Source organism: Rouxiella badensis (assembly GCF_026967515.2).
GTDB lineage: Bacteria > Pseudomonadota > Gammaproteobacteria > Enterobacterales > Enterobacteriaceae > Rouxiella > Rouxiella badensis.
In genome coordinates this window covers 1,073,117-1,095,893 of the sequence record NZ_CP114062.1, presented here as the reverse complement: position 1 = coordinate 1,095,893, position 22,777 = coordinate 1,073,117, and the positions used below count along the sequence as shown (strand labels likewise).

Annotated in this window: 20 protein-coding genes; 13 read left to right on the top strand and 7 right to left on the bottom strand. The window is 52.0% G+C overall.

Going from position 1 to position 22,777, the window contains the following annotated elements; translation table 11 throughout:
* Positions 1-3: 3 nt before the first annotated feature.
* Positions 4-915 carry a LysR family transcriptional regulator gene (locus tag O1V65_RS05205; protein ID WP_192503814.1) on the bottom strand — a complete coding sequence of 304 codons (912 nt, stop codon included), beginning with the start codon at positions 913-915 and terminating at the stop codon, positions 4-6.
* Positions 916-1,030: 115 nt separating this feature from the next.
* Between O1V65_RS05205 and O1V65_RS05200 the strand changes: the two genes are divergently transcribed.
* Positions 1,031-1,618: a chromate transporter gene (locus O1V65_RS05200; protein WP_017490076.1), complete on the top strand. Its 588-nt coding sequence runs from the start codon at positions 1,031-1,033 to the stop codon at positions 1,616-1,618.
* A complete protein-coding gene (locus O1V65_RS05195; protein WP_017490077.1) occupies positions 1,615-2,136 on the top strand; it encodes a chromate transporter in 522 nt (173 codons plus the stop codon). Before O1V65_RS05200 ends, O1V65_RS05195 begins: the two co-directional genes overlap by 4 nt.
* A 49-nt stretch (positions 2,137-2,185) precedes the next feature.
* Here O1V65_RS05195 and O1V65_RS05190 read toward each other — a convergent pair whose 3' ends face one another.
* The gene (locus O1V65_RS05190; RefSeq protein WP_227977525.1) at positions 2,186-3,073 is read right to left on the bottom strand and encodes a LysR family transcriptional regulator; all 888 of its coding nucleotides are present in this window, start codon (positions 3,071-3,073) and stop codon (positions 2,186-2,188) included.
* 190 nt (positions 3,074-3,263) lie between these two features.
* Between O1V65_RS05190 and O1V65_RS05185 the strand changes: the two genes are divergently transcribed.
* A complete protein-coding gene (locus tag O1V65_RS05185) occupies positions 3,264-4,502 on the top strand; it encodes an MFS transporter (RefSeq protein ID WP_269130246.1) in 1,239 nt (412 codons plus the stop codon).
* A gap of 58 nt (positions 4,503-4,560) precedes the next feature.
* Positions 4,561-5,973 (top strand): DHA2 family efflux MFS transporter permease subunit, encoded by a 1,413-nt coding sequence (locus O1V65_RS05180; protein ID WP_269130245.1) that lies wholly within the window; start codon positions 4,561-4,563, stop codon positions 5,971-5,973.
* On the opposite strand, the gene O1V65_RS05175 is transcribed toward O1V65_RS05180, so the two are convergent.
* The 3 genes from O1V65_RS05175 to O1V65_RS05165 form a co-directional block, all read right to left on the bottom strand.
* Positions 5,974-6,525 carry a GNAT family N-acetyltransferase gene (locus O1V65_RS05175; protein WP_026110283.1) on the bottom strand — a complete coding sequence of 184 codons (552 nt, stop codon included), beginning with the start codon at positions 6,523-6,525 and terminating at the stop codon, positions 5,974-5,976.
* Positions 6,476-6,964, bottom strand: coding sequence for a sugar 3,4-ketoisomerase (locus O1V65_RS05170; protein ID WP_165429191.1), 489 nt, complete (start codon positions 6,962-6,964; stop codon positions 6,476-6,478). Before O1V65_RS05170 ends, O1V65_RS05175 begins: the two co-directional genes overlap by 50 nt.
* A 368-nt stretch (positions 6,965-7,332) precedes the next feature.
* Positions 7,333-8,421 carry an AAA family ATPase gene (locus O1V65_RS05165; protein ID WP_227953073.1) on the bottom strand — a complete coding sequence of 363 codons (1,089 nt, stop codon included), beginning with the start codon at positions 8,419-8,421 and terminating at the stop codon, positions 7,333-7,335.
* A 308-nt stretch (positions 8,422-8,729) separates the two neighbouring features.
* On the opposite strand from O1V65_RS05165, the gene O1V65_RS05160 reads away from it, so the two are divergent.
* The 6 genes from O1V65_RS05160 (at position 8,730) to O1V65_RS05135 (ending at position 16,557) form a co-directional block, all read left to right on the top strand.
* Complete coding sequence (locus O1V65_RS05160; RefSeq protein ID WP_017490084.1) at positions 8,730-9,650, top strand: L,D-transpeptidase family protein; 921 nt, start codon at positions 8,730-8,732, stop codon at positions 9,648-9,650.
* 188 nt (positions 9,651-9,838) lie between these two features.
* Positions 9,839-10,984 carry a pyridoxal phosphate-dependent aminotransferase gene (locus tag O1V65_RS05155; RefSeq protein WP_017490085.1) on the top strand — a complete coding sequence of 382 codons (1,146 nt, stop codon included), beginning with the start codon at positions 9,839-9,841 and terminating at the stop codon, positions 10,982-10,984.
* A gap of 260 nt (positions 10,985-11,244) precedes the next feature.
* Positions 11,245-12,069 (top strand): BglG family transcription antiterminator LicT, encoded by an 825-nt coding sequence (gene licT / locus O1V65_RS05150; protein ID WP_017490086.1) that lies wholly within the window; start codon positions 11,245-11,247, stop codon positions 12,067-12,069.
* Between the two features lie 263 nt (positions 12,070-12,332).
* Entirely contained in the window at positions 12,333-13,769 is a 1,437-nt protein-coding gene (locus tag O1V65_RS05145; protein WP_269130244.1) for a PTS transporter subunit EIIC, read from the top strand.
* Positions 13,770-13,865: 96 nt separating this feature from the next.
* Positions 13,866-15,278, top strand: a complete 1,413-nt coding sequence (locus tag O1V65_RS05140; RefSeq protein WP_269130243.1) for a glycoside hydrolase family 1 protein — start codon at positions 13,866-13,868, stop codon at positions 15,276-15,278.
* Positions 15,268-16,557 (top strand): carbohydrate porin, encoded by a 1,290-nt coding sequence (locus tag O1V65_RS05135; protein WP_017490089.1) that lies wholly within the window; start codon positions 15,268-15,270, stop codon positions 16,555-16,557. The genes O1V65_RS05140 and O1V65_RS05135 overlap by 11 nt, the downstream gene beginning before the upstream one ends.
* A 130-nt stretch (positions 16,558-16,687) precedes the next feature.
* Here the strand turns inward: O1V65_RS05135 and O1V65_RS05130 are convergent, their stop codons facing one another.
* Positions 16,688-17,320, bottom strand: coding sequence for a TetR/AcrR family transcriptional regulator (locus O1V65_RS05130; RefSeq protein WP_269130242.1), 633 nt, complete (start codon positions 17,318-17,320; stop codon positions 16,688-16,690).
* A gap of 382 nt (positions 17,321-17,702) precedes the next feature.
* Between O1V65_RS05130 and yddG the strand changes: the two genes are divergently transcribed.
* Both yddG and O1V65_RS05120 read left to right on the top strand, forming a co-directional pair.
* Positions 17,703-18,620 (top strand): aromatic amino acid DMT transporter YddG, encoded by a 918-nt coding sequence (yddG, locus tag O1V65_RS05125; RefSeq protein ID WP_084912261.1) that lies wholly within the window; start codon positions 17,703-17,705, stop codon positions 18,618-18,620.
* 275 nt (positions 18,621-18,895) lie between these two features.
* Complete coding sequence (locus O1V65_RS05120) at positions 18,896-19,351, top strand: SDR family NAD(P)-dependent oxidoreductase (protein ID WP_017490092.1); 456 nt, start codon at positions 18,896-18,898, stop codon at positions 19,349-19,351.
* 91 nt (positions 19,352-19,442) lie between these two features.
* Here O1V65_RS05120 and O1V65_RS05115 read toward each other — a convergent pair whose 3' ends face one another.
* Positions 19,443-20,753, bottom strand: coding sequence for an NtaA/DmoA family FMN-dependent monooxygenase (locus O1V65_RS05115; protein WP_269130241.1), 1,311 nt, complete (start codon positions 20,751-20,753; stop codon positions 19,443-19,445).
* Between the two features lie 375 nt (positions 20,754-21,128).
* Between O1V65_RS05115 and O1V65_RS05110 the strand changes: the two genes are divergently transcribed.
* Positions 21,129-22,766 (top strand): TIGR04028 family ABC transporter substrate-binding protein, encoded by a 1,638-nt coding sequence (locus O1V65_RS05110; RefSeq protein ID WP_084912260.1) that lies wholly within the window; start codon positions 21,129-21,131, stop codon positions 22,764-22,766.
* Positions 22,767-22,777: the final 11 nt, after the last annotated feature.

The following is a 22,777-nucleotide window of genomic DNA, read 5'->3' as shown; positions in this document are numbered from 1 at the left end:
CTCCTAACTCATCTCATCAAGCTGGCCTTTAACCAGCGCGCAGAATGTCGCAATCATCGCCGAAGACTCCTTGCGCTGCGCCAAAAACAGCGGCGCATGCAGTTTGGCCTCGTCGGAAAGTGGCAGGTAGACCACGCCCTCACCCCCGAGTCGCACCATACAAGCAGGCACGATCGACACCCCCAATCCCGCCCCCACCAGACTCAGACAGGAGGTCAGTCGCGGCGCCTCCTGAACAATGCGAGGGCTGAATCCCGCGCGATAACAGGCGGCAAGAATCGCGTCATACAATCCCTGTCCGGCCGGACGTCGGTACAGAATGAAGCCTTCGTTAATAAGCGTCTTAAGCTCGACCGCGCCATCGCCAATCTGTGCCAGCGGATGCCCAACCGGCAGCGCCACCATCATCGGTTCCTGCAAGATACGTTCAATTTTCAGCTCCGGCATGCCCAGCACCGGCGTGCGCACGAACGCCACATCGAGCGTACGGTTAACCAGCGCCTGTAATAGCTCGGTACTCCCCGACTCCTCAAGCTGCGCAGTCACCTGCGGATAAACCTCGCGATAGCGCCGCAGCACGGTCGGCACGAAGGCATGCAGCGCAGCCGAGCTGGTAAAACCGATCCGAATATTACCCTGCTTACCTTCGGTGGCTCGCTGCATCGTCGCGCTGAGATTTTCGGCGCGTTCCAGCAGCGCCTTGGCCTCCTGAAACAGCACTCGACCTATCTCGGTCGGTTCAACACCGCGAGGATAGCGCGCCAACAGCTTCACCCCGAACTCCTCCTCCAGGCTCTGCAAAAGCCTTGTGAGGGGAGGCTGCTGGATAAACAGACGCTGCGCCGCGCGAGTAATATTGCCCTCTTCCACCACGGTGACAAATGCCCGTAGACGTTTTAAGTCAATCGCCGCCATACCTTTTAGGTATCCTTTATAGTCTTCAAATGCATTAGACACATTGATATCTCAACTGGCATCATACTTAAAAACCATACCTCAATTAACTCTTTTATTATTACCGAGCCCTTTGATGCCTGCACCCGTGAATAACAATGCCAGTACCGAACAGGTTATCGACTACCACGCGTCTGCGCCCAGCTGCCGTGACCTCTTTATGGGCTTCTTTATTTTAGGACTCACCGGCTTCGGCGGTGTTTTGCCGATGGCGCGCAGGATGATTGTCGAGAAGAAACGCTGGCTTGACGGCAATGAATTTACCGAGTTGCTCGGCCTGTGCCAGTTTTTGCCGGGGGGCAACATCATCAACCTGTCGGTAGCGTTAGGCAACGAGTTTCGCGGACTGCGCGGGGCGCTGGCGGCAATTTTGGGCCTTATCTGCGCGCCGACGGCCATTGTGGTTGGCCTGGGTCTGGTTTATGCCCGCTATCAGAATGACCCGGTGGTCGAGCACCTGTTTGCCGGGCTCGCGGCGGGTGCGGCCGGACTGCTGCTTTCGACCGGCATCAAGATGCTGCTGCCGCTGAAGGGAAAATGGCTCTCGCTGGCTATTGTTGCCGTCGGTATTCTCGCTATTGCCGGTTTACGCCTGCCGATGCTGCTTGTGATGCTGGTGCTGGCACCGGTTAGCATCCTGCTTTACTGGAGAAGCCAGAAATGATCGGCGTATTAATCACGCTGGCGCTGCTGTTTACCCAGCTGTCGGTGATGGCTTTCGGCGGTGGAAACACCATTTTACCCGAGATGCAGCGCGAGGTGGTGCAGAACCACCACTGGATGAGCGCGCAGGAGTTTAGCGCCCTGTTCGCCCTTGCACAGGCCGCTCCCGGCCCGAACATGATGATTGTGCCGCTGGTCGGATGGCAGGTTGCCGGATGGGCGGGTCTGCTAGTGTCATCGCTCGCTAAATTTGGGCCGTCGTCAATCATCACCCTGTTGGTGATGCGCGGCTGGAAGCGTTACAAAGACAGGCCGTGGCGTCAAATCGTACAAAGCGGACTCGTGCCGGTGACCGTCGGACTGGTGGTTTCCAGCGGACTGTTGATTGCCGAGGCGTCGGCCACCAGCCTTGCGCTTGGCGGCGTCATCCTGCTCTGCACCGCTTTAGCCATGAACAAGAAAATCCATCCCCTGTGGGTGCTGGCAGTCGGTGCCGTTCTCGGGCTGGTTTTGGCCTGAGTCAGAGGACTAAGTCATACAACCGCGTTGCGACAATCGACAGGTAGCCTCAGGGAAGAAGCTCTTGTCGGTTGACCCCTTCAAACACCTGCTCCAACACGTGAATCACCGCCCTGACTTTGGCCGCGCGCTGTAAATCAGGATGCAGCACCAGCCAGATATCGACCCAGTCCTTGCTCTCGGGAAAAAGACGAATAAGCTGCGGACTCTTGTCGGCCAGAAACGAAGACAGCAGGCCAATCCCCAATCCCTGAAGTGTGGCCGAACGCAGCAACAGCTGTGAGTTTGACTGCATGACGACGTTGGGACTGGTGAGACTCTCTCCGCAAAAATTAGCCCAGTGCCGAGGTACAGCATCGCGCGGAAACATCAGCAGATCGTGCCCCTGTAGCTGTGTGCCTTTTACCGGCATCCCTTTTCTGTCGAGATAGTCTTGAGTGGCATAAAGCCCCATTTCAATCTTAGCGAGCCGCTTGACCACCAGCGTATCCTCTTCAGGACGAACGCCGCGGATAGCCAGATCGGCATTGCGATAGGATATATCATAGACGTTGACCGCCGTCAGCAGCGAAACGGTGATTTCCGGATACTGTTGACGCAGCATTTTAATCGCCGGGATCACAAAGGCCTCCGCCAACGTATCGGTGGTGGTAATCACCACGTTGCCGGACGGACTCTCGTCACCATGGCTGGCCTTGCGGTTTATCGCGCTGACGGCGTTTTCCATCTCGATAACGTGGGTCAGCAGCGCTTCGCCGAGCGCGCTGAGTGAAAAGGCCTTAGGCGTGCGAACAAAAAGCTTGGAACCTAAGCTGTCCTCAAGCGCCGTTATTCTGCGGCCTACGGTCGCCTGATCGACATTCAGTTCACCGGCAGCCTTACGTAACGTCCCACAACGCGCTAGCGCAAGGAAAAAACGCGCATCATCCCAATTCATGTTGAAATTTCCGTTTCCCAAGAGGGTTTATGTTAAGCATGCAATATTGAATCACCGTGATGCATTCTTGTCGATTTTTTCTCTTGTTACTCAAGGCTATGATGCGCGCATCCCCTGAATCCGCCCGCCATACATCGACACGTATGGCGGGCGATTGCCGGGTCATCCATTGGGTTCTCAGGAGTACCGCATGTCATCAAGTCTTAACGTTGAACAGCTCACCTCCCGGCCGTCTGCCGGTAAATCACATTTTGCCATTTTACTGTTTCTTTCGATGGCACTGATGGCTGCACTGCTCAACAGCAGCGCACCGACGCCGCTTTATCCCCTCTATCAACAACATTTAGGTCTGAAAGCGATCAGCCTGACGATAATCTATGGCGCTTACGCCGGGGGCGTTCTTATCTCGCTGCTGGGTATCGGCAATGTGGCCGGACGCATTACCGATCTGCGGCGCGTCATTCTGCCTGCCCTGCTGATTGTGTTCTGCGGTGCGCTGCTGTTTTCGCTGGCCGATACCTTTTGGCTGCTGTTTTTTGCCCGTTTGCTGGCAGGCGTAGGGACCGGGGCATTAACCGGGGCGGCTAATATTGCCCTGCTGCGCTTCGGCCCCCAAGATTCTGGCAAAATAGCCGCATTAATTGCCACCGTCTCTTTTACTACGGGTCTTGCGCTCGGTCCTATTTTCAGTGGCATCGCCCTGCAAACGGGATTTCATCCCACTACGTTACCGTTCATGATAATCATGGGTCTGGTGGCCATTGCCATGGCGGGGGTCTCGTTGAACTGGACGTTGAGCGAGAAAGTTTCTTTGACTCCCCTCTCTTCCGAACCGCTGCACGGTGGGGATACCAGCCTGAAGTCAGGCCTCAAGGCGATGGGAGCAAAATTCGTCTTGTGTGCCCTCGCGCTATTCACCTGCTGGGGCGTCGCCGCCAGCATGCTGTCCCTCGGGCCCAATGTTGCAGAGAGGCTGCTGGGACTGCATAACCGCGGCGTATTTGGCTATGTGATAGCAGCCTATCTGAGTATCGCTGGCATAAGCCAGATCCTCAGTCGCGGCATTAACGCCCGTCACTCGCTGATTGTTGGCTGTCTGATGCAGGCGTTGTCGGTGATTATTTTTTCCGCCGCCATTGCCTGGCACTCCCTCGCGCTGGCGGCAGTTGGCATCGTTATTGGAGGTTATGCCTATGGCGCTATTTTTGTCGGCAGCGCGACGCTGCTGAACAGGATTTCCCCCAAGGCCAGCCATGCCCGTTTAATCTCGCTGTTTTATGTGATTGCTTACGTCGGCAATTGGGTGCCGATTCTACTGGGTAAGGTAATCGATTCTGGCGGTCTGTTGCTGGCGTCGCATCTGCTGTTTACGCTGAGTACCCTCACCTGCCTGATATTGGCCTTCAGCGTAACAAAAACCGATTTTTAAAGGCGCAGCTTTACCGGCCCCTTGAGCGTTCAATGCTATAGTTGCTTCAGGGGGTAACATGCCAAATCCTGAGCCACAGACCGATGAATCAGAATACGTTACCGAAACGGGAGAAGTCAGTGCCACACTGTGGAAAATTGCCTGCGTCACGATGCTTGGCTCTTTTATGTCTCAGCTCGACTCTACCCTGGTCAACGTCTCGCTAGACAGCCTTTCGCACGACCTGCACGCTTCGCTGGCGACGATTCAATGGGTCATCAGTGGCTATCTCCTGGCGCTGACGCTGGCGTTGCCTCTCAACGGCTGGCTGGTGAGTCGTTTAGGGACTAAGTCAGTGTATGTCGCCTGTTTTATGGCCTTCACCCTCACCTCGGCGCTCTGTGGGCTGGCCTGGTCGGCAAATTCGCTGATCGGCTTTCGTATTTTACAAGGCATGAGTGGCGGCCTGCTCGCGCCCATGGCACAAACAGTGATAGCGCGAGCCGCAGGCAAAAATTTGGCGCGGGTGGTCGGATATATTTCCGTGCCCGTGCTGCTGGCACCGGTATTTGGCCCCGTCGTTGCCGGGAGCATTTTGCACTTCGCCTCGTGGCGCTGGCTATTTCTGATCAATATCCCGATTGGGATCGTCGCCATTGCGTTAGCGTTTCGCTTTCTGCCGAACGCTCCTCAAGAGACCACCAAAAGCCCGCTCGACTGGCTCGGGCTTGCCCTGCTTTCACCGGGATTGGTGATGTTTCTCTACGCCGCCGGACAAATTTCAACGCCCTCAGGGCAGATAATCCTCAGCGTTTCCCTGCTTCTGATAGCCGCATTTGTGTTTAATGCCCGTAAAAAACGGCAGCGTGCGCTGATAGACATCGCGTTATTCCGCAATAAAACCTTCTCGGTAGCCGCTATCACACAGTTTCTAACCAACGGCGTGATATTCTCGGGACAAATGCTTATTCCGCTCTTTCTAATGCGTCTAGGCGGTTTTTCACCTACCGAAATGGGGTGGATGATGTTGCCACAGGGATTGGGGATGATGTGCGCCAATCCGCTAATGGGGATGCTGACACAGCGTTTTGGAACTCGCTACGTGTCGGCAGGAGGAGCACTGCTCTCGCTGCTGGGATGCCTGCCTTTTATCCTGATGGCGGCAGAAGGAATTCCTGTGCCGGTGCTGGCATGTTCGCTGTTCATTCGCGGTGCAGGGCTCAGCGCCACGGGGATTCCCTCTATGGCGGCAGCCTATAGGTCAGTAGAAAGCAACGTCTTGCCGATGGCCACCACGACGCTCAATATTTCACAACGAATAGGCGGACCCACATTGACAACACTTTGCGCACTATTTCTTCAGTGGCAGATCGACCTTCAGACGCACATTACCCCATCTTCACGTCCCTATCTCTCCGCGTTCATCCTTTTAAGCGTACTGCACAGTTTAATTATCATCAGTGCAATACGCCTGCCGAAAAGAAAGGATTAATCATGCCTGAGCGATATCCCTTTCAATATAATGATGATTATCTTTATAAAACTCGGTCATTATTACCGGCATGTCTATTTCGTAATAAAAGTTGGTGGCATCTTCGCTATGAAAACGTTGGGATATTTTCTTTATAAAGCGAAGGGCCATTGCATGATCTTTACGTGCATCGACAATCACTTTTTTCATCCCTAATTCATCCATGGCTTCACAGAGTAATAAAATACTTTCTACTGCCGATGTCATCGTTTTATTCTCATTAAGAATCCAACTGCCGCACTGTGCGGTTTTCTTCTCATTATCAATATTATAAGCGCGTAAAGAACCCACTGACTGAGCATTATCGACGCGTTGAATGAGAAAATAACACTCTTCCCCTGCATCCTCACGCTTTTTATATTGCTCTAACCAACGTTTTTGTTGCAAGGGGTCATCATCGACAATACTCAGAAATTTCGTACTCTTAGGCGCAACGCGTAGGCTATGTATAAACTCGTAATCACTAATTTCTACCGGACGTAGAACTATTGTTTTGCCATGAAAACTTTTCATTAGTTTTACCCTCTTGGATAAAATTATTAAAATTATAGAGATAATCGTCGGCGTCGTAGCTCTCACTGGCAAGCACCACTAACGCACAGTCATCGCTCAGGTCATGCATTTCCAGCCACACTCGCGGGTCCAGCAGCAACGCCCTCGAAGGCGTATCAAGCCAGTATTCGCAGTCCTCAGCACCGTCATGCAACTTCACTCGCAGCTTACCCGACAGGCAAATAATCAATTGTTTACTTCGCAGGCAGGCATAAGCCAGTCGACCTTGATTCTTGTTATTAAAAACATATGAGAATCTATTTACGCTGAAAGGAACCCGATTAGAAAATTCGATGCTAATCAGATATCCCCGCCCATCGGTAATCTCCTCAAGTTCAACTAATGATATCTTTCGCCCTTTAATATTCCCCGACGCAATGTCTGAAACGGATAATTGCATAGCATCACCTTCTAATTAATAATTAGATTGTTATAGATATCTAGACTAAAGGAAGTTAATCAAGCAGCGCCAGGTAATAAGCAACCGTTAGCACACCGCCCTATTAAGATTATTAGTTAATAAATGAGATTTAAACAACATGACGCAGATTAACAACAGATTAATTCAAAAAAACCTACATAGACCCCACTCTTGCAAGGCCTTGCATGATTATTACAGAATTAATGCGGATAAACATTTGCATTTCTCGGAATTTTAATCCGCATCATTCGCCCAGACCTCTCCCCAAAAGAGCGCCATTTTCAATTTCCTTACTGATTGATTACGCTAATAATAAAATACAGCCTCAATATAATCACCCAGGTTTATTAACTGTCTTCGGCCATCACTGTTTCACCGGATTGTTGTTTTAGTTCAAAATAACGAATTTCGGTATGCTGGCGAATTAACGCCGCCAGTTCAGGCGAATGACTGGTGACCCACAGCTGGCTATAGCGGCTGGTTTCAGCAAGCAGCATTGCTAACGCGGGCATAAGAGAGGGATGCAGACTGTTTTCCGGTTCATTAAATGCCATAAAAGCCGGTGGCCTCGGGCTAAGCATAGCGACTGCCAGGCATAAAAAGCGCAACGTGCCGTCGGAAAGCTCGGTGGCTTCAAGAGGGCGAAAAATTCCTTTCCGCTGCATCATTATTTGAAAACGCCCCATCGAGGCATCAACGAAAAACTCGCTGTCGGGGAAGGCGGCAGACAACACGCGATGCAACAGCTCATGATTGCCTATTTCGTTGATTGTCTGAAATGCTGCGGCCAGATTGTGGCCATCGTGGGCAAGCACCGGCGAGCGGATCCCCACCTGAGGCAGACGCAAGGGAGAACCTGGCCAGACCGCAAACTCATGATAAAAACGCCAGCCTTGTAACACTTCACGCAGCTGAGAGACTTCTGGATACAAATGGGGCTCCGAGAGCTGCCCAAAAATGGACTCATGCGCGGCAATACTGAGTGGGTAACGTACCTGCTCGCCGGAGAAATTGGTCAGCTTCGCCGTCTGGTTTACTCTTTCGACCAAACGACTGGACGGGCGGCGGCGATGTCCCGTCATCCACAGCGACTCGGATTTTACGCTGGGGTCGAGGCTGAAGAGAGTGTTCGACAGTGATGACATTTCGTAACCCAGCTGGATTTCGTAATCAAAATCTTCAAGCATGGCAGAAAGCTGCATCTTACTCTCGCCTGTGCGTTTCTCACCGGCCCATAGCGCCTTCTGAATCCCCCCTTCCTGGGCCAGTGCCGCAGAAAGCTGCCCACGGGACGCCTCATGCATCAGCTTTACCGCCTTATAAAGGTTCGACTTGCCGCACCCATTGGGGCCACAGATAACGTTCAGCTGCCCAAGTTCCAGCTCTAACTGACGGAGGGATCGATAACCTCTAATCTGCAATTTTTTGACGAACATATCTACTATCTCAACGTTAATGAGCTTCAATGATAGAGGAAGGTGTTCAAGTTAGCGTAGAAAACAGGTACGACAATCTAAATGCCCTTAAAAACCTTAAAAGGCGATCTTTGCTATAATTTTGAGAAAGTTTTGGCCTGTTTGAAATATTTCTTTATAATTAGCAGCCCTGAAAAAGTGATTGGTTACACATCTTGATTCACTCTCAAGCCCCTGTGTACATACAATATAAGGGTCATCCCGGTGATATCGTTCCGGGTAAAATCCCATAAACTAGTGCCTGTGTGGCAAGAATAACCTTAGAAAATATGAAAATGAGCATTCGCGCGATCTTTACTTTGGTTTTAGCTGTTGCTGCGTATAGCCAGGCTGCATTTGCAGTTGTCTATCCACTGCCGGCAAACAATGGCCGTTTAGTTGGTGAAAACATCACCGTCGTAGTGCCACAAAACAACAAACTGCCGTTGGAGCATTTCGCTGCACAATATCAAATGGGTCTGGCAAACATGCTGGAAGCTAACCCAGGTGTAGATACCTACCTGCCCAATCCAGGCACGGTACTGACTATTCCTCAGCAGCTGATCCTGCCTGATACCCCACACGAAGGCCTGGTTATCAACAGTGCCGAAATGCGCATTTATTACTATCCGAAAGGCACCAACACCGTGGTTGTTCTGCCAATCGGCATCGGTGAACTGGGTAAAGACACGCCGTTGAACTGGGTAACCTCCGTGCAGCACAAGAAAGCCGGTCCAACCTGGACACCTACGGCGAAAATGCACGAAGAATACGCGGCGCAAGGCCAGTGGCTGCCAGCGACCTTCCCTGCCGGTCCTGATAACCCGATGGGTCTTTACGCGCTGTACGTTGGCCGTCTCTACGCCGTTCATGGCACCAACGCCAACTTTGGTATCGGCCTGCGTGTAAGCCACGGCTGTGTGCGTCTGCGTGATGCCGACATCAAATGGCTGTTCGAAAATGTGCCCGTCGGCACCCGCGTTCAGTTTATCAATGAGCCAGTCAAAACAGCGGTCCTGCCGAACGGTGCGCGTTATATCGAAGTTCACAACCCACTGTCTGCTAACCAGCAGGAGTTTGATTCTCAGCAGCCGCTGCCAATCACCCTCTCTGGCAACAACGCGACCCTGATGGCTGACCCAAGCGTCAATCAACAGGTTGTTGATAAAGCAATCTCCCTGCGTTCAGGTATCCCGACTCAGGTAAACTGAAAGCAGTTAGTACAGCAATAGCCTGTACTCAAGCCCCTGCAGTCCCGCTGCAGGGGCTTTTTTATGCTCAGGATTTAGCCTCTGCGGCCCAAACCTTCACCGCTTTACTTATTTTTTATTCTTAAGTACAACTTATGGAGACTTTCAACGCCGCCGTGCTGGCCCGCCCCTTGCCCACTGGAGATTTTATGCCGCAACTATCCGCCAACGCACTGGCCATTCCTGCATCAGGGATTCGCCGCATTTATGAGTTGGCTTCTGAACTCGACGACGTCATTCAACTGAGCATCGGTGAGCCCGAGCGGCCGGTCGCCAAACATATCCTCGATGCGGGGGCCAGCGCATGGAATGCCGACGTTACCCACTACACGCCCAACAGCGGTATGGCGCTGCTGCGTTCAGCGATTGCGGCTAAACTTGAACGCGACAATCACTACCGCGTCGACGATGATCAAATCCATGTGACGTCGGGCGGTTCGCAGGCTCTGCATATGGCGATGTCATTAACGCTGACCGCCGGCGACGAAATCCTCATCCCCGATCCCGGTTACGCCACTTTTACCATGATTCCCAGGTTGCTCGGTGCCGTCCCTGTTCCCTATCATCTGGCCGCCGAAGAGGAGTTCCAGCCTTCGATAAGTCATCTCGAGCGCTGCATTACACCGCGTACCAAAGTGTTACTGATTAATAGCCCGTCAAACCCGCTCGGCGTGGTCTTTAGCGCAGAAAAGCTGACCGAACTGCTACAGTTTGCCGCCAGGCATGACCTTTGGGTTATCAGCGATGAAGTCTATGAATACTTTACCTTCAGCCGTGCGTTTACCAGCGTCGCCTCTCTCGATACCGACGGCCGCGTATTCAGCGTCTATTCGGTTTCCAAAACCTATGGCCTGACCGGTGGACGCGTTGGCTACCTGGTCACGCCACCGGGCGTTGCCTCAACTTTCCGCGCAGCGCAGGAGGCTACCGTCAGCTGCGTCAATGCCCCTGCGCAGTTGGCCGTCGTGGCAGCACTCGACGGTCCGCAGGATTACGTGCACGAGGCGCGCGCGCACTACGGCGCTAATGTCGAAGCGGCCTGCGCCACCCTTGACCAGCGCGGCATCCCCTATCAACGCCCGCAGGGGGCATTCTACATCTGGATTGACGTTTCACACGTCAGCGGAGGAGACGTCGCCGCCTGGGCCGAACATTTCCTGCTCACCGCACGCGTCGCCGTGGCACCGGGTGTGGCCTTTGGGCAGGCGGGCGAAGGCTGGATACGCATCTGTGCGGCAGGCAAGACCGAACCCTTGCTTGAGGCGATTAAGCGCCTGCCGTCGGTCACGTCCTGATAGAGCGAGCCAGAAGCCAAGCGTGCCAACCCTCCCACTGCCCGCTGTTTCAGCGTCAAGGGGAGCGTATCCGTCGCTCCCCTTAACATAAGTCTTACACCATACTGTGATTCCCCCAGCAATTTAGCTAAAAAGAGGGAGACCTCTTTCGACTTAGCATGCGTTGCAATTGACAGCTCATCTCAACCTGCCATAACGTTCCCGCCAAATACTTAAATTCTCTTAAGGGAATAAGGCCTACCCTCATGAACATAAATAGAATGCAAATAGATCGCATATTGAATAATAACGTGGTGATCACGCTTGGGGAGAACCAGCAGGAAACGGTGGTGATGGGTAAAGGCATCGGCTTTCAAAAAAAACCGGGTGAATCGATTAATCCGCAGCTGATCGAAAAAATCTTCTCGCTCAATAACCCTTACAGCGATCATTTTAAAGCCTTGCTTGAACAAGTTCCGGCGAGTTGTATTAGTGCGACGGAAGAAATTATCGCACTGGCTAAAACTCGTCTGGCAACCAAACTGCATGCCAGCGTACTAATTTCCCTGGTCGATCACCTTCATTATGCTTTACAACGTTTTGCTGAAAATATCACCATCCCCAATGCATTGCTTTGGGAAATAAAAAAGCTTTACGCTTCCGAATTCGCCATCGGTAAAGAGTCACTGCAGATTATTTACCGCCATACTGGCGTATTGCTTCCTGAAGATGAAGCCGGATATATCGCCCTGCATCTTGTTAATGCTCAGCTAAATGACAATATGCAAAACACCATGAAAATAACCCGTTTTATGCAGGATATCCTCAGCCTGGTGCAGTATCATTTTACGCTGGAATACAATGAGGATTCATTAAGCTATCAGCGCTTTATCACCCATCTTAAATTCTTTGCTCAACGTATTTTTGACCGTAAGTTTGTCAATAATGACGATCCGTCTCTGCCAAGACTGGTAAGAGAAAAGTATGTAGCCTCACACGAATGCGCAGAAAAAATAAACAAATACATAGCATTGCATCATGACCATGCGTTAACGGAAGACGAGCTCATGTTCCTGACCATCCATATTGAGCAGTTAAGAAAATGATTTCTACATCGGTAAAAAGGGCCATGAGCGAGTCCCTGTGAAGCAACTCACATTTCACAAACATTCAGAAAACAATGCTTGAGCAAGTTAAATATTACATTTATATATATTACTCATAACAGGATTGTTATCTTCACGTGGTCTCAAGCGTGTTGAGCAAAACCTAACTGAAGCCACCCGCTTTTATCTAGCCTGGGTCGGCAAAGTTAGGTTTTTTTTTGCTTTAAATTCGCGTATTAAGTTATCCGACAAGAGGTTAATTTATGGGATATGCTATTTTGTGCGATGACGTTATCGCAGGCGTCGGCGGTCGGGATAATGTTATTAGCGTTATTCACTGCGCGACACGTTTACGCTTTAAACTTAAAGACAACCGCCGCGCAAACATTGAGGAACTCAAGAAGTGTGCGGGGATTATTACCGTTATTGAGAGCGGCGGACAATTTCAGGTAGTCATTGGTAGCCACGTCGGAGAAGTATATCAACTCTTGGTCTCACGTTATTTTCCAGAAAATGAAAGTATCAATTCTGGTGAAGAATCATCGGAAGACGCCCCCAAAGCTAAAGGATTTAAAGCACTACTCAATGCCGCAGTAGATATTATCTCCAGCATATTCGCACCGCTGCTGGGTATTTTAGTTGCAGCCGGGCTTATTAAAGGGGTATTGATCCTTGCGGTATTATTTCATTGGCTCGATAAAGCCAGCGGCACCTATAAAATCATCTTTGCCGCCAGCGATGCCGCATTCTTTTTCATGCCTATTCTTCTGGGCTATACGGCGGGTAAGAAATTTGGCGGCAACCCTCTCGTCACCCTGGTTATCGGGGCCGCGCTGGTCCACCCTTCGATGATCGAAATTTTCAACGCCACGCAGGCCGATCCTAAACTGCATTTCAGTTTTCTGGGCCTGCCGGTGACCTTTATCAACTACAGTTCTACGGTTATCCCGGTTATTTTCGCCGCCTGGTTCAGCTGCTGGCTCGAGAAACGTTTCAACCGCTGGCTGCATGCCTCGATAAAATCCTTCTTCACGCCGTTTTTATGCCTGACGATCACCCTGCCCGCGACTTTCCTGCTGATTGGGCCGCTGGCAACCGACCTCAGCATCGGCCTTGGCCGCGGTTACCTGTGGATATGGCAGCTCAACCCGATGATTGCAGGCGCCGTATTCGGGGCAATGTGGCAAATTTGTGTAATATTCGGGCTACATTGGGGCCTGGCACCGCTGATGATCAACAACCTGATGACCCGTGGGATCGACACCATTTCTCCACTGGTGCAGCCCGCCGTGTGGGCACAGTCTGGCGCAACGCTGGGCGTGCTGCTGCGTACCCGTAATGCCAAACTCAAAAGCCTGGCGGGTCCGTCTTTTATCTCAAGCATCTTTGGTATTACCGAACCGGCTATCTACGGGGTCAACCTGCCGCTAAAACGGCCGTTTATCTTTGGCTGCATCGGCGGCGCGCTCGGCGGTGCCATCACCGGCTACTACCACGGCACCGCTTATGCCTTTGGCGCGCTGGGCATCTTTGGATTCCCGTCATTTATCTCACCCAACGGCATCGACGGCGGATTCTGGGGCGTCGTCATCGGCTCCCTTGCCGCCTTCCTGTTCGCCTTCATCAGCAGCTGGCTGTATGGCGTGCCGGACGACCAACCCGTGCCACCCGAGAAACTACGTTCCCTGTCTTCGACCTGACGAACCCCCATTTTACTCTGGCCTAAATAATGCGTGAGCTCGGCTCATGCGGGATTACTGCGCTTTTTTTTTACCCTAAACGAGAAGGAATAAACGATGAAAACCACATTCCCGACTGATTTCCTCTGGGGCGGCGCTCTGGCCGCCAATCAGGTAGAAGGTGCCTATAATGTTGGCGGAAAAGGCCTGTCAACCTCCGATTATCAGCCACACGGCCTGATGTATCCGGCGACCGAACGCCCTGCCGGGGAGTTTAACCTTAAAGAAATAGCTATCGATTTCTATCATCGCTATCCGCAAGATATCGCGCTTTTCGCCGAAATGGGCTTCAAAACCCTGCGCACATCCATCGCCTGGACGCGCATCTACCCGCGTGGTGATGAAGAAGTGCCTAACGAAGAAGGCCTGGCTTTCTACGATGCGCTGTTCGACGAGATGCTCAAATACGGTATACAGCCGCTTATCACCCTCTCCCACTACGAGATGCCTTACGCTCTGGTTAAACATTACGGCGGCTGGGGCAATCGTAAGACCATCGGCTTCTTTGAACGCTATGCCACCACCGTGTTCGAGCGTTACCAGCACAAGGTGAAATATTGGCTGACGTTCAACGAAATTAACGTGTCGCTGTTCTCGTGCTTCACCGGGCTGGGACTGCCAGAGGGCAGCAGCGAACAGGCTGTCTATCAGGCCGTGCACCACCAGCTGGTGGCCAGCGCCCGCGCAGTGAAGGCCTGTCATCGCATCATTCCTGATGCCAAAATCGGCAACATGGTTGCCGCCATGCCGTACTATCCGCTGACCTGTCATCCCGACGATTTACTCGAGGCACAGCGCAAAGAGCGCGAATGGCTGTTCTTCTTCGACGTGCAGGCGCGCGGCGACTATCCGAGCCATATCCAACGCCGTTTCAAAGAAAGAAACATCGAGCTTGAAATCAGCCCACAGGACAGAGAAGACCTGCGCGAAACCATCGATTTCCTGTCCTTCAGCTACTACATGAGCAGCTGTGCCACCGCCGATAAAGACAAACAACAGGCCACCGGCAACATTCTCAAGATGATCCCCAACCCTTACCTTTCGGCATCGGAATGGGGCTGGCAGATAGATCCCGCGGGCCTGCGCCATCTGTTGAATCAGCTGTGGGATCGCTATCAGAAACCGCTGTTTATCGTCGAAAATGGCTTGGGCGCCAAAGACCGCATTGAGGCCGACGGCAGCATCCAGGACGATTACCGTATCGCCTACCTCAATGACCACCTGGTGCAGGTTCATGAAGCCATTGCCGACGGCGTCGAGGTGTTGGGCTACACCTGCCGGGGCCCGATAGACATCGTGAGTGCCTCAACCTGTGAGATGTCCAAACGCTACGGTTTCATCCACGTTGACCGTGACGATCACGGTGAAGGCACCCTACAGCGTCGTCGCAAGAAGAGTTTTGGCTGGTACAAACAGGTGATTGCAACCGGCGGCGAATCGCTGGTGAGAGAGGTTAAAAATGAAAAGTAAGTCGCTTCTGCTGACCGCGTTGTTGATGAGCATCGGCGGGCTGGCGCAGGCCGCCGACGGCGATTGCGCCCGCTTTGACAAGCTGCTGCCTAAAGGACCCGAAACACCCAGCATTGGCTCGGTGTGCGACACCGTCTTCCCCGAATGGGGAGGACTGCGTCAGGACATGGCGGATAACGGCTTCTTTGCTCAGGTTCAGCTGCTGACCAATCTGACCTATGACGTGGCGGGTAACTGGAAGAATCAGCCGAGCTACGTCGGACAGCGCCCCACCACCGGTAATGTGGTGAGCACTAACGTGACCTATGACCTGTCGCGTATTGGTTTCACTGATAATGCCCAACTTAATATGGGCGTAATGTATGCCTATAACAACTATCGCGGCAACGGCCAGGACGGCCACGTTGCCGTCAGCGAACTGTCGATATATCAACCGCTGTTCAATGATCGGGTCATTCTGCACTACGGCTATTCTGCCTGGTTAAGCTATTTTTATGGCCTGTATCTCGGCAGCAGTACCGCGTCTTCGGCGCTTGGCCCCACCAGCGTGATGCTCAATCAGGCCGGTCTCACCAGCCTGAAACCTAGCCCGGGATTTGACGTGCGGCTGCTGTCTGAAAATAAACGCTGGTACGACCATTTTGGCGTCTCACGCAGCCAAAGCTCTGACGGACTAGAATCAGACTCGAAATACAATACCTACGGACTGCGCTGGAAAGTGCCTGATGCCGGCACGCTGGTCATTAATGAAATTGGCTATCGCGTCAATTCAGAATACGGGGTTCCAATGATTTGGGTACGCGGTGGCTCGGTTTATAACAAAACGCCTTACTTCAACTACAACTCCGAGCAGGACGAGGATAACACCTGGTCACACTACCTTGCCGCGACCCGTCAGCTGACACAGCCCGACAGCAGCCTGCCGTTCCGTGGCTGGTATATCGACGGCAAAACCAACTACGCACCGCAGAACCGCAACGTGTTTAATGCCGATGCGTCGTTAACCCTGTTCAGCATCGGGCCATTTGATTCACGGCCGTCCGACATGCTGTCGTTCGGTCTTGCCTATAACAAGTTCAGCGATGACGCCAAGCGCTACTTCGAGCGGCACAACAAGAGCGCCGAGAGTTTCAGTACCACGGCATCGACGGCATATACCCTGCGGATTACCAACGGGATTTACTGGACCAATCAGCTGGCGTGGACGCATCATCCTTCTGTTACGCCAAAGGAAGATGACGCCTGGAACCTACTGACGCAGATTGTGGTTAATTTGTAGTTTACATCAGGCAGGAAGGTTGACAGAATTAACTCTCTCTCAAGAGGAGAGAGTTAATTCCCTGATTTAAAGCGATTTTAGTGTGTATTGGCAATATCGTCTTCTGAAAGTGCAGAAGGTAAAAGGTTAACTAATTGGTTGTCGTTTTTTGCGCGACTGCGCCGTATAAAAAAATCTGCACGCCTTTCTGTACCATCGCAGATATCTGGGCCATGGTGTAGGTAGGCGGTTCCTGCATAAACATCAGCACTTCTACCTCAGCCTTGATGAGCGACGTAAACTGCACCGCCCTGAGCATCGCGTCACCCGGCGCTAAATCGCCGTCCTGCATCGCGACCGACATGAGCTCGGCGAGTCGGGCCATGCTCTCCTGCAATCCTGCTGCACGAAAAAGTTCGCCAATATTTGAGTTGCTCGCCTCGGAGAGCACGCAGCGATAGATTTTCAACGCTTTGTTATCACCCGCTAACACCTCCAGCATACGTTCACCAAAACGAGTGAGTTTTTCCTCAAACGGTATAGAGACGCCCGTAAAGGCAGAGATCTCGGAGGCTGCCGCATTAAGAAATTGCGTGCTGTGAGTCCGTACAACCATCTCGAAGAGTTCCTCTTTGGAAGCAAAGTAGTTGTACAGCGTCGCCTTCGATCCCCCTACTCGTTTGGCAACCTCATTCATGGATGCTCCTTTATAACCTACCTCCTGAAACAGCTCGGTGGCAGTGTCGATAATGGCTTGCCTGCGTTCATTCGTCAGTGTTCTCATCCAGTCTCCCATGACAGTCGGATGTTGTTATCTGTGGTAACAAAACTATAACTAAACAGTACAGTTGAAATTTGGGAGTATTGCACACTTTGAAGGGTTATATTTTCAGTATTTTAAAGGGAAGGGAATACGCTAGCTGGTTAATAAACAAAGTAAATTATATTTAGAGGCTAAGAATTCACGAACAATCGAGAGGGAGGCTTTAGCGAATTAAAACTAAACCAAACAGTACAGTTTTGTATTGTTCGGCCCTCTATCTTATCGACCATAAAATAGACTTATACTCCTGATTATCGTCGCAGTAACCTAATAAATTGCATTTCGCTAACCCGCTGCGTTGATGTTAGTGTACTAGTACAAATTTATACACCTGGTGACGGAAATGTCAGCAAAGAAAGCAACATTCATCGGCCTGATGGCTATCTTGTTCTTCAGCACGGTCGCAGGAATGATTCGTAGCGTTTCAGAAGGTCTTGGACCGGTCGGCGGCGCAGCGAGTATCTACTCCCTTGCTTCGGTCCTGCTGTTCTTTACCCAGGGCTTTCCAGAGGTAAAAAAATTTCCTCGCCTCTACCTCTACCTCGGCAGCCTGCTGTTTGTCAGCTACGAAGTATGCCTGTCACTGTCGCTGGGCTTTGCCCATACGCACGCTCAGACGATTGAAGTTGGGATGGTCAATTATCTGTGGCCAGGCCTGACCATTTTGATGGCGGTGCTGTTTAAACAACAGAAGGCCAGTCTGCTGATTATTCCAGGCATGCTGCTCTCTTTTACCGGTCTGTGCTGGGTGCTCGGCGGTGAAGCCGGACTGTCGGTAGCCTCGGTCACCGCTAGCGTGCAGAACAATCCACTGAGTTTCGGTATGGCATTTGCCGGTGCTATTATCTGGTCGCTTTACTGCATTCTGACCCGCCAAAAGGCCGAAGGCAAAAACGGCATCACGCTGTTCTTTATGCTCACCGCGCTGACGCTGTGGGGTCAATACGCCTTAAGCCCCGCCAGCACGCTGCATTTTAACGTTCACGTCATGGGCAGCCTTGCGCTCGCCGCCGCCGCGCTGGGATGTGGCTACGCGGCCTGGAATATCGGCATCCTGCACGGCAACGTGACCGTGCTGGCCACCGCTTCATACTTCATTCCCCTTTTCTCATCGGCTCTGGCGGCTTTTATTCTCAGCACCACGCTGACGGCTTCATTTTGGCAGGGTGCGGCGATGGTCAGTATCGGGTCACTCATTTGTTGGCGATCAACGCAAAAAACAAAACAACCGGTAATATCGTCCTCAGGAGAAACGATTTAAGTCCGTCGTTGTTAACAATTAACCTGCATTTAATTTACACACCGTTAACAATGTTATCGGGAAAATTATTTTGTGTCAGGATATGCTCCAACCTAAAAATTATAAATATTGATTAATAAAGAACAAAGAAAGCGAAATAGAAATTTAATAATTTAAAACTATACCGAACTGTACAGTTTTGTTATTTTACTCACTCCCATGACAAACTACAGAACGACAAGACGTTGATTATCACGTTGAGGTTTTTATTTAAATCTTTTTAAGGGAACGTAACAATGCCAGAGACTGACAAAGAGAACCACCAGGCACCGACGAGTGTCACGCTAATGACGATGGGTAAACAACGGCTCGATGGCAAGGTCGCCATGGTGACGCACGCAGGTCAAGGTTGTGGTAAAGAGCAGGCGATTTTGCTGGCTTCGCTGGGGGCTTCAATCATCGTGACCGACGCTGACATCGCCCAGGCTGAACAAACCGCCGAAGATATTCGTCACGCTGGCGGAAAGGCGATTGCCGTGGCCGTGGATATCACCGTTAAATCCCAAATCGAGATGCTGGTAAAATATGCTTCAGGCATTTTTGGAGGGCTGGATATCGTGGTCAACAGTGCAGGATTCGTCTATTCGGTGAGCGAACTGGGTATCAGAGATGCCGACAATCTGGAAAAATTGCTGACTGAAAATATCAATGCAGCCCTGTCTATCAACCAGACTCGAGTGTCTGGCTGGTAATGAGGTGGCCTTTATATCTCAATGCCCGGCCATAACAGCAGTGGCAATCCTTGTCACTGCTGTTTTCATTCTATCAGCGGAAAATCAAAGATTAATAGACCAGGCTTGGGCTCTTAAGAGAAGCTAATCCAAGATTCGCCCTGAAATCCTCCCCAAGATAGTCCTCATCAATCAGCTTTCTTTTACGCAATTCCGGCAGCAGGCCGTTAAGCAAGAGATCCTCCTGGTCGGGCTGACCGAGGCCATGGAGCGAGATAACGTCAAGCACGCCAGCGTTGAAACGTTCCTCGATAGCATCCGCCAGCGTTTCAGGCGTACCCGCCACATACCAGTGCCCGGTTTCCTGTGCCTGAATAATCAGTTCCCGGAGCGTGAGCCCCTGTAGTGCAAAGCGTTTAAAGATATCGGCGCGTCCCCTGCGGCGATTGATAAGCCCCACTTCCGGCAGGAATTTAGGCGGGATAGGCTGGTCCAGCGCAAAGTCGCGCAGATCGATTTCCCCGCCCAGCATATCGGCGACCTTCAGCTTGCCCTGCTGATAGTCGATGCGCTCATGTTTTTCACGCAGCCTGCGCGAAACGTCCGTCGCGCTTTCGCCAATCACCGAGTGGAAAGAGTTCATGATAAGCGGCTTATTTTCATGGCGGCCGAAGGCGTTGGCGTGCTGATGAACGCGTTCAACAAAACTCACGGCGTCATTGAGCGTAGGCTGCGAGGTGTAAATAACCTCGGCGTATTTAGCCCCGAGAATCAGCCCCTCGTCGGACTGCCCTGCCTGAAACTGCACCGGACGCCCCTGCGGTGGCGGTGGCACGTTAAGCGGACCTTCAACCTGAAAGAAATCGCCGCAGTGGTTGATAGCATGCAGTTTACGCGGGTCGATGCTGATAGAGCCGCTTGCCGCACGACGCACCGCCGCCGGATCGTTGGCATCAAACAGTGCGCTAAGCACTTCGATAAACTCGGTAGCACGGGCGTAGCGCGTGGCCGGATCCGGCAGGCTGATGTCGCCAAAATTCTCCTCGCCGACCGACGAGGTGACGGCGTTCCAGCCCGCCCTGCCGCCGCTGACGTGGTCCAGCGTACCAATCAGGCGCGCCAGATTATAGGGGTGATGATAGGTGGTCGAGACGGTGGCAATCAGTCCGATGTCCGACGTAACCTGACTCAACGCCGCAAGCGCCACGATAGGATCCTGACTGCCAGTGGTGCCCGCCAGCCCGTCAGGGTCTGCCTGCAACAAGTCGGCGGTAAAGAGTCCGCTAATCTTTTCTTTTTCGGCAATTTTTGCCAAACAGACGGCGCGTTCGATGCCCGTCTTGCGATGGTCATCGTTAGATGCCGATACCACGCTCCCTGCCCCTACCAGAGTCTTAAGACGCCTGCGAGTTTGGTTACTCAAACTGAACTCCTTTTTCCATCATAACAAGTCAAAATACGGTCGAAAGTCAGTCTAAAAATAGAGCTCACAGATTTTTAAGCTACGAATAAAAAAGCATTTTGTTTTTACAAAAAATAATAAGAGAAGCGAGAGAGGTTTAATCTATTTTTTAAAAATGGAGTTTGTAGAGATTACGAGGAGAAACGCGGTCAGGATTGCACTTTAAATCTATTGTTTATCAATATTCTGAGGGTTTAAAACGCATGATTAAATGTGGGTATTCACTATGATGATTTATTGCTATGGATAGCTAAATTCGTTATTTCATCTTCCTTTTAATTTGGTTTGTTATGACCTCCTGCACACCTCAAATCAAAAATAAAAAAGGAAAGAAATATGCACTCATCTCGCCGAGTTAGCGCCGTGGCGTTAGGGCTGTCATTAGCCCTGTTAGCAGGGAGTTCCTCTTCATGGGCCGCAGAAACTGCGCCGGTAAAAGGCGGTACGCTGATTTACCTTGAGCAGCAGGCTCACACCAATCTTTATCCTCCTGCCGGTGGATTTTATCCCAACGGCGGCATACTGAATCAGATAACCGACAAACTGACCTATCAGAATCCGCAAACGCTGCAAATAGAGCCGTGGATTGCCGAGTCATGGACCACCAACGCCGACAAGACCGAATATACCTTCAAGCTGCATCCGGGAGTGACATTCTCAGACGGTACTCCGCTTGACGCTAATGCGGTGGCGAAAAACTTCGACACCTATGGCCTGGGTAATAAAGAGCATCACCTGCCGATTTCGGAAGTGATTAATAATTATGACCACAGCGAAGTCGTCGACCCGCTTACCGTCAAGTTCTACTTCAAAAAGCCGTCGCCGGGATTCTTACAGGGGACCGCAACCATCGGCTCCGGGCTGGTGTCATTGAGTACGCTGGCGCGTGACTTCAATGGGCTCGGCGATGCACGCCACATCATCGGTTCAGGCCCCTTCGTGGTCAGCGCTGAAACGCTAGGGCGCGAGGTCGATTTAACGGCACGTAAAGACTACAACTGGGGCCCTAAAAATCTCAAACAGCAGGGCCGCGCCAACCTTGATGCCATCAAAGTGATCGTCACCGGCGAAGACAGCGTCCGCATTGGTGCACTGCTGGCGGGCCAGGCCGACTTCATTCGTCAGGTTCAGGCCTACGACGAAAAACAGGCCGAGGCCAAGCAGTTTCCAATCTATGCGCCGTCCACCCGCGGCGTTAACGACGGCATCTCGTTCCGTCCGGACAACCCGCTCGTCGCCGACCTGCGCGTACGCGAGGCGTTGCTGCATGGGGTCGACAGCAAACAGATTGTCTCGACGCTGTTCTCGCCGAACTATCCGCAGGCCACCTCGGTCATCGCCGCCTCAGCGGCGGGTTACGTCAACCTGAGCGACAAGCTGAAATATGACCCGGCGTTGTCCAAAAAGCTGCTCGACGAGGCTGGCTGGAAGCCGGGCCCGAACGGCATCCGTGAGAAAGACGGTAAGCCGCTGGCGCTGACAATCTATGAATCCCTGCCGCAGCCGCAAAACAAAGAGGTCTTGCAGCTGGTTGCCCAACAGTGGAACCAGATTGGCGTCAAGCTGACCGTGCTGGCCGGTGATGCAGGCAGCCGGGTGGCCGACAGTCTTGATCCGCTGAAAACGCCGGTCAACGTGGTAGAAGTAGGCCGCGCCGATCCTGACGTTATCAAGAGTGAATTCTATCCCACCAACCGCGATGCCCTGCTGCAGCTCGGCGGCCTGAGCAATAAAGTGAAAAGCTTTAAGGACGACAAGCTGAACAAACTGTTGGTGGATATCTCCGCAGAAATCGATCCACAAAAACGTCTGGCCCTGGCCGGCGATGCGCAGCGCTATCTGCTGGATCAGGCCTATGAGATCCCTATCTTCGAAGAGCCACAGGTCTTTGCCGGTGCGCCTTATCTGCATGACGTCACCTTCGAGGCCGTGGGGCGCCCAAGCTTCTACAGCGCCTGGTTGGCGAAACATTAATACCGGAGTAA

Coding starts and splice junctions, on each gene's coding strand:
- O1V65_RS05205 (WP_192503814.1), bottom strand. CDS start 915: ATGGCGGCGATTGACTTAAAACGTCTACGGGCATTTGTCACCGTGGTG.
- O1V65_RS05200 (WP_017490076.1), top strand. CDS start 1,031: ATGCCTGCACCCGTGAATAACAATGCCAGTACCGAACAGGTTATCGAC.
- O1V65_RS05195 (WP_017490077.1), top strand. CDS start 1,615: ATGATCGGCGTATTAATCACGCTGGCGCTGCTGTTTACCCAGCTGTCG.
- O1V65_RS05190 (WP_227977525.1), bottom strand. CDS start 3,073: ATGAATTGGGATGATGCGCGTTTTTTCCTTGCGCTAGCGCGTTGTGGG.
- O1V65_RS05185 (WP_269130246.1), top strand. CDS start 3,264: ATGTCATCAAGTCTTAACGTTGAACAGCTCACCTCCCGGCCGTCTGCC.
- O1V65_RS05180 (WP_269130245.1), top strand. CDS start 4,561: ATGCCAAATCCTGAGCCACAGACCGATGAATCAGAATACGTTACCGAA.
- O1V65_RS05175 (WP_026110283.1), bottom strand. CDS start 6,525: ATGAAAAGTTTTCATGGCAAAACAATAGTTCTACGTCCGGTAGAAATT.
- O1V65_RS05170 (WP_165429191.1), bottom strand. CDS start 6,964: ATGCAATTATCCGTTTCAGACATTGCGTCGGGGAATATTAAAGGGCGA.
- O1V65_RS05165 (WP_227953073.1), bottom strand. CDS start 8,421: ATGTTCGTCAAAAAATTGCAGATTAGAGGTTATCGATCCCTCCGTCAG.
- O1V65_RS05160 (WP_017490084.1), top strand. CDS start 8,730: ATGAAAATGAGCATTCGCGCGATCTTTACTTTGGTTTTAGCTGTTGCT.
- O1V65_RS05155 (WP_017490085.1), top strand. CDS start 9,839: ATGCCGCAACTATCCGCCAACGCACTGGCCATTCCTGCATCAGGGATT.
- licT (WP_017490086.1), top strand. CDS start 11,245: ATGCAAATAGATCGCATATTGAATAATAACGTGGTGATCACGCTTGGG.
- O1V65_RS05145 (WP_269130244.1), top strand. CDS start 12,333: ATGGGATATGCTATTTTGTGCGATGACGTTATCGCAGGCGTCGGCGGT.
- O1V65_RS05140 (WP_269130243.1), top strand. CDS start 13,866: ATGAAAACCACATTCCCGACTGATTTCCTCTGGGGCGGCGCTCTGGCC.
- O1V65_RS05135 (WP_017490089.1), top strand. CDS start 15,268: ATGAAAAGTAAGTCGCTTCTGCTGACCGCGTTGTTGATGAGCATCGGC.
- O1V65_RS05130 (WP_269130242.1), bottom strand. CDS start 17,320: ATGAGAACACTGACGAATGAACGCAGGCAAGCCATTATCGACACTGCC.
- yddG (WP_084912261.1), top strand. CDS start 17,703: ATGTCAGCAAAGAAAGCAACATTCATCGGCCTGATGGCTATCTTGTTC.
- O1V65_RS05120 (WP_017490092.1), top strand. CDS start 18,896: ATGCCAGAGACTGACAAAGAGAACCACCAGGCACCGACGAGTGTCACG.
- O1V65_RS05110 (WP_084912260.1), top strand. CDS start 21,129: ATGCACTCATCTCGCCGAGTTAGCGCCGTGGCGTTAGGGCTGTCATTA.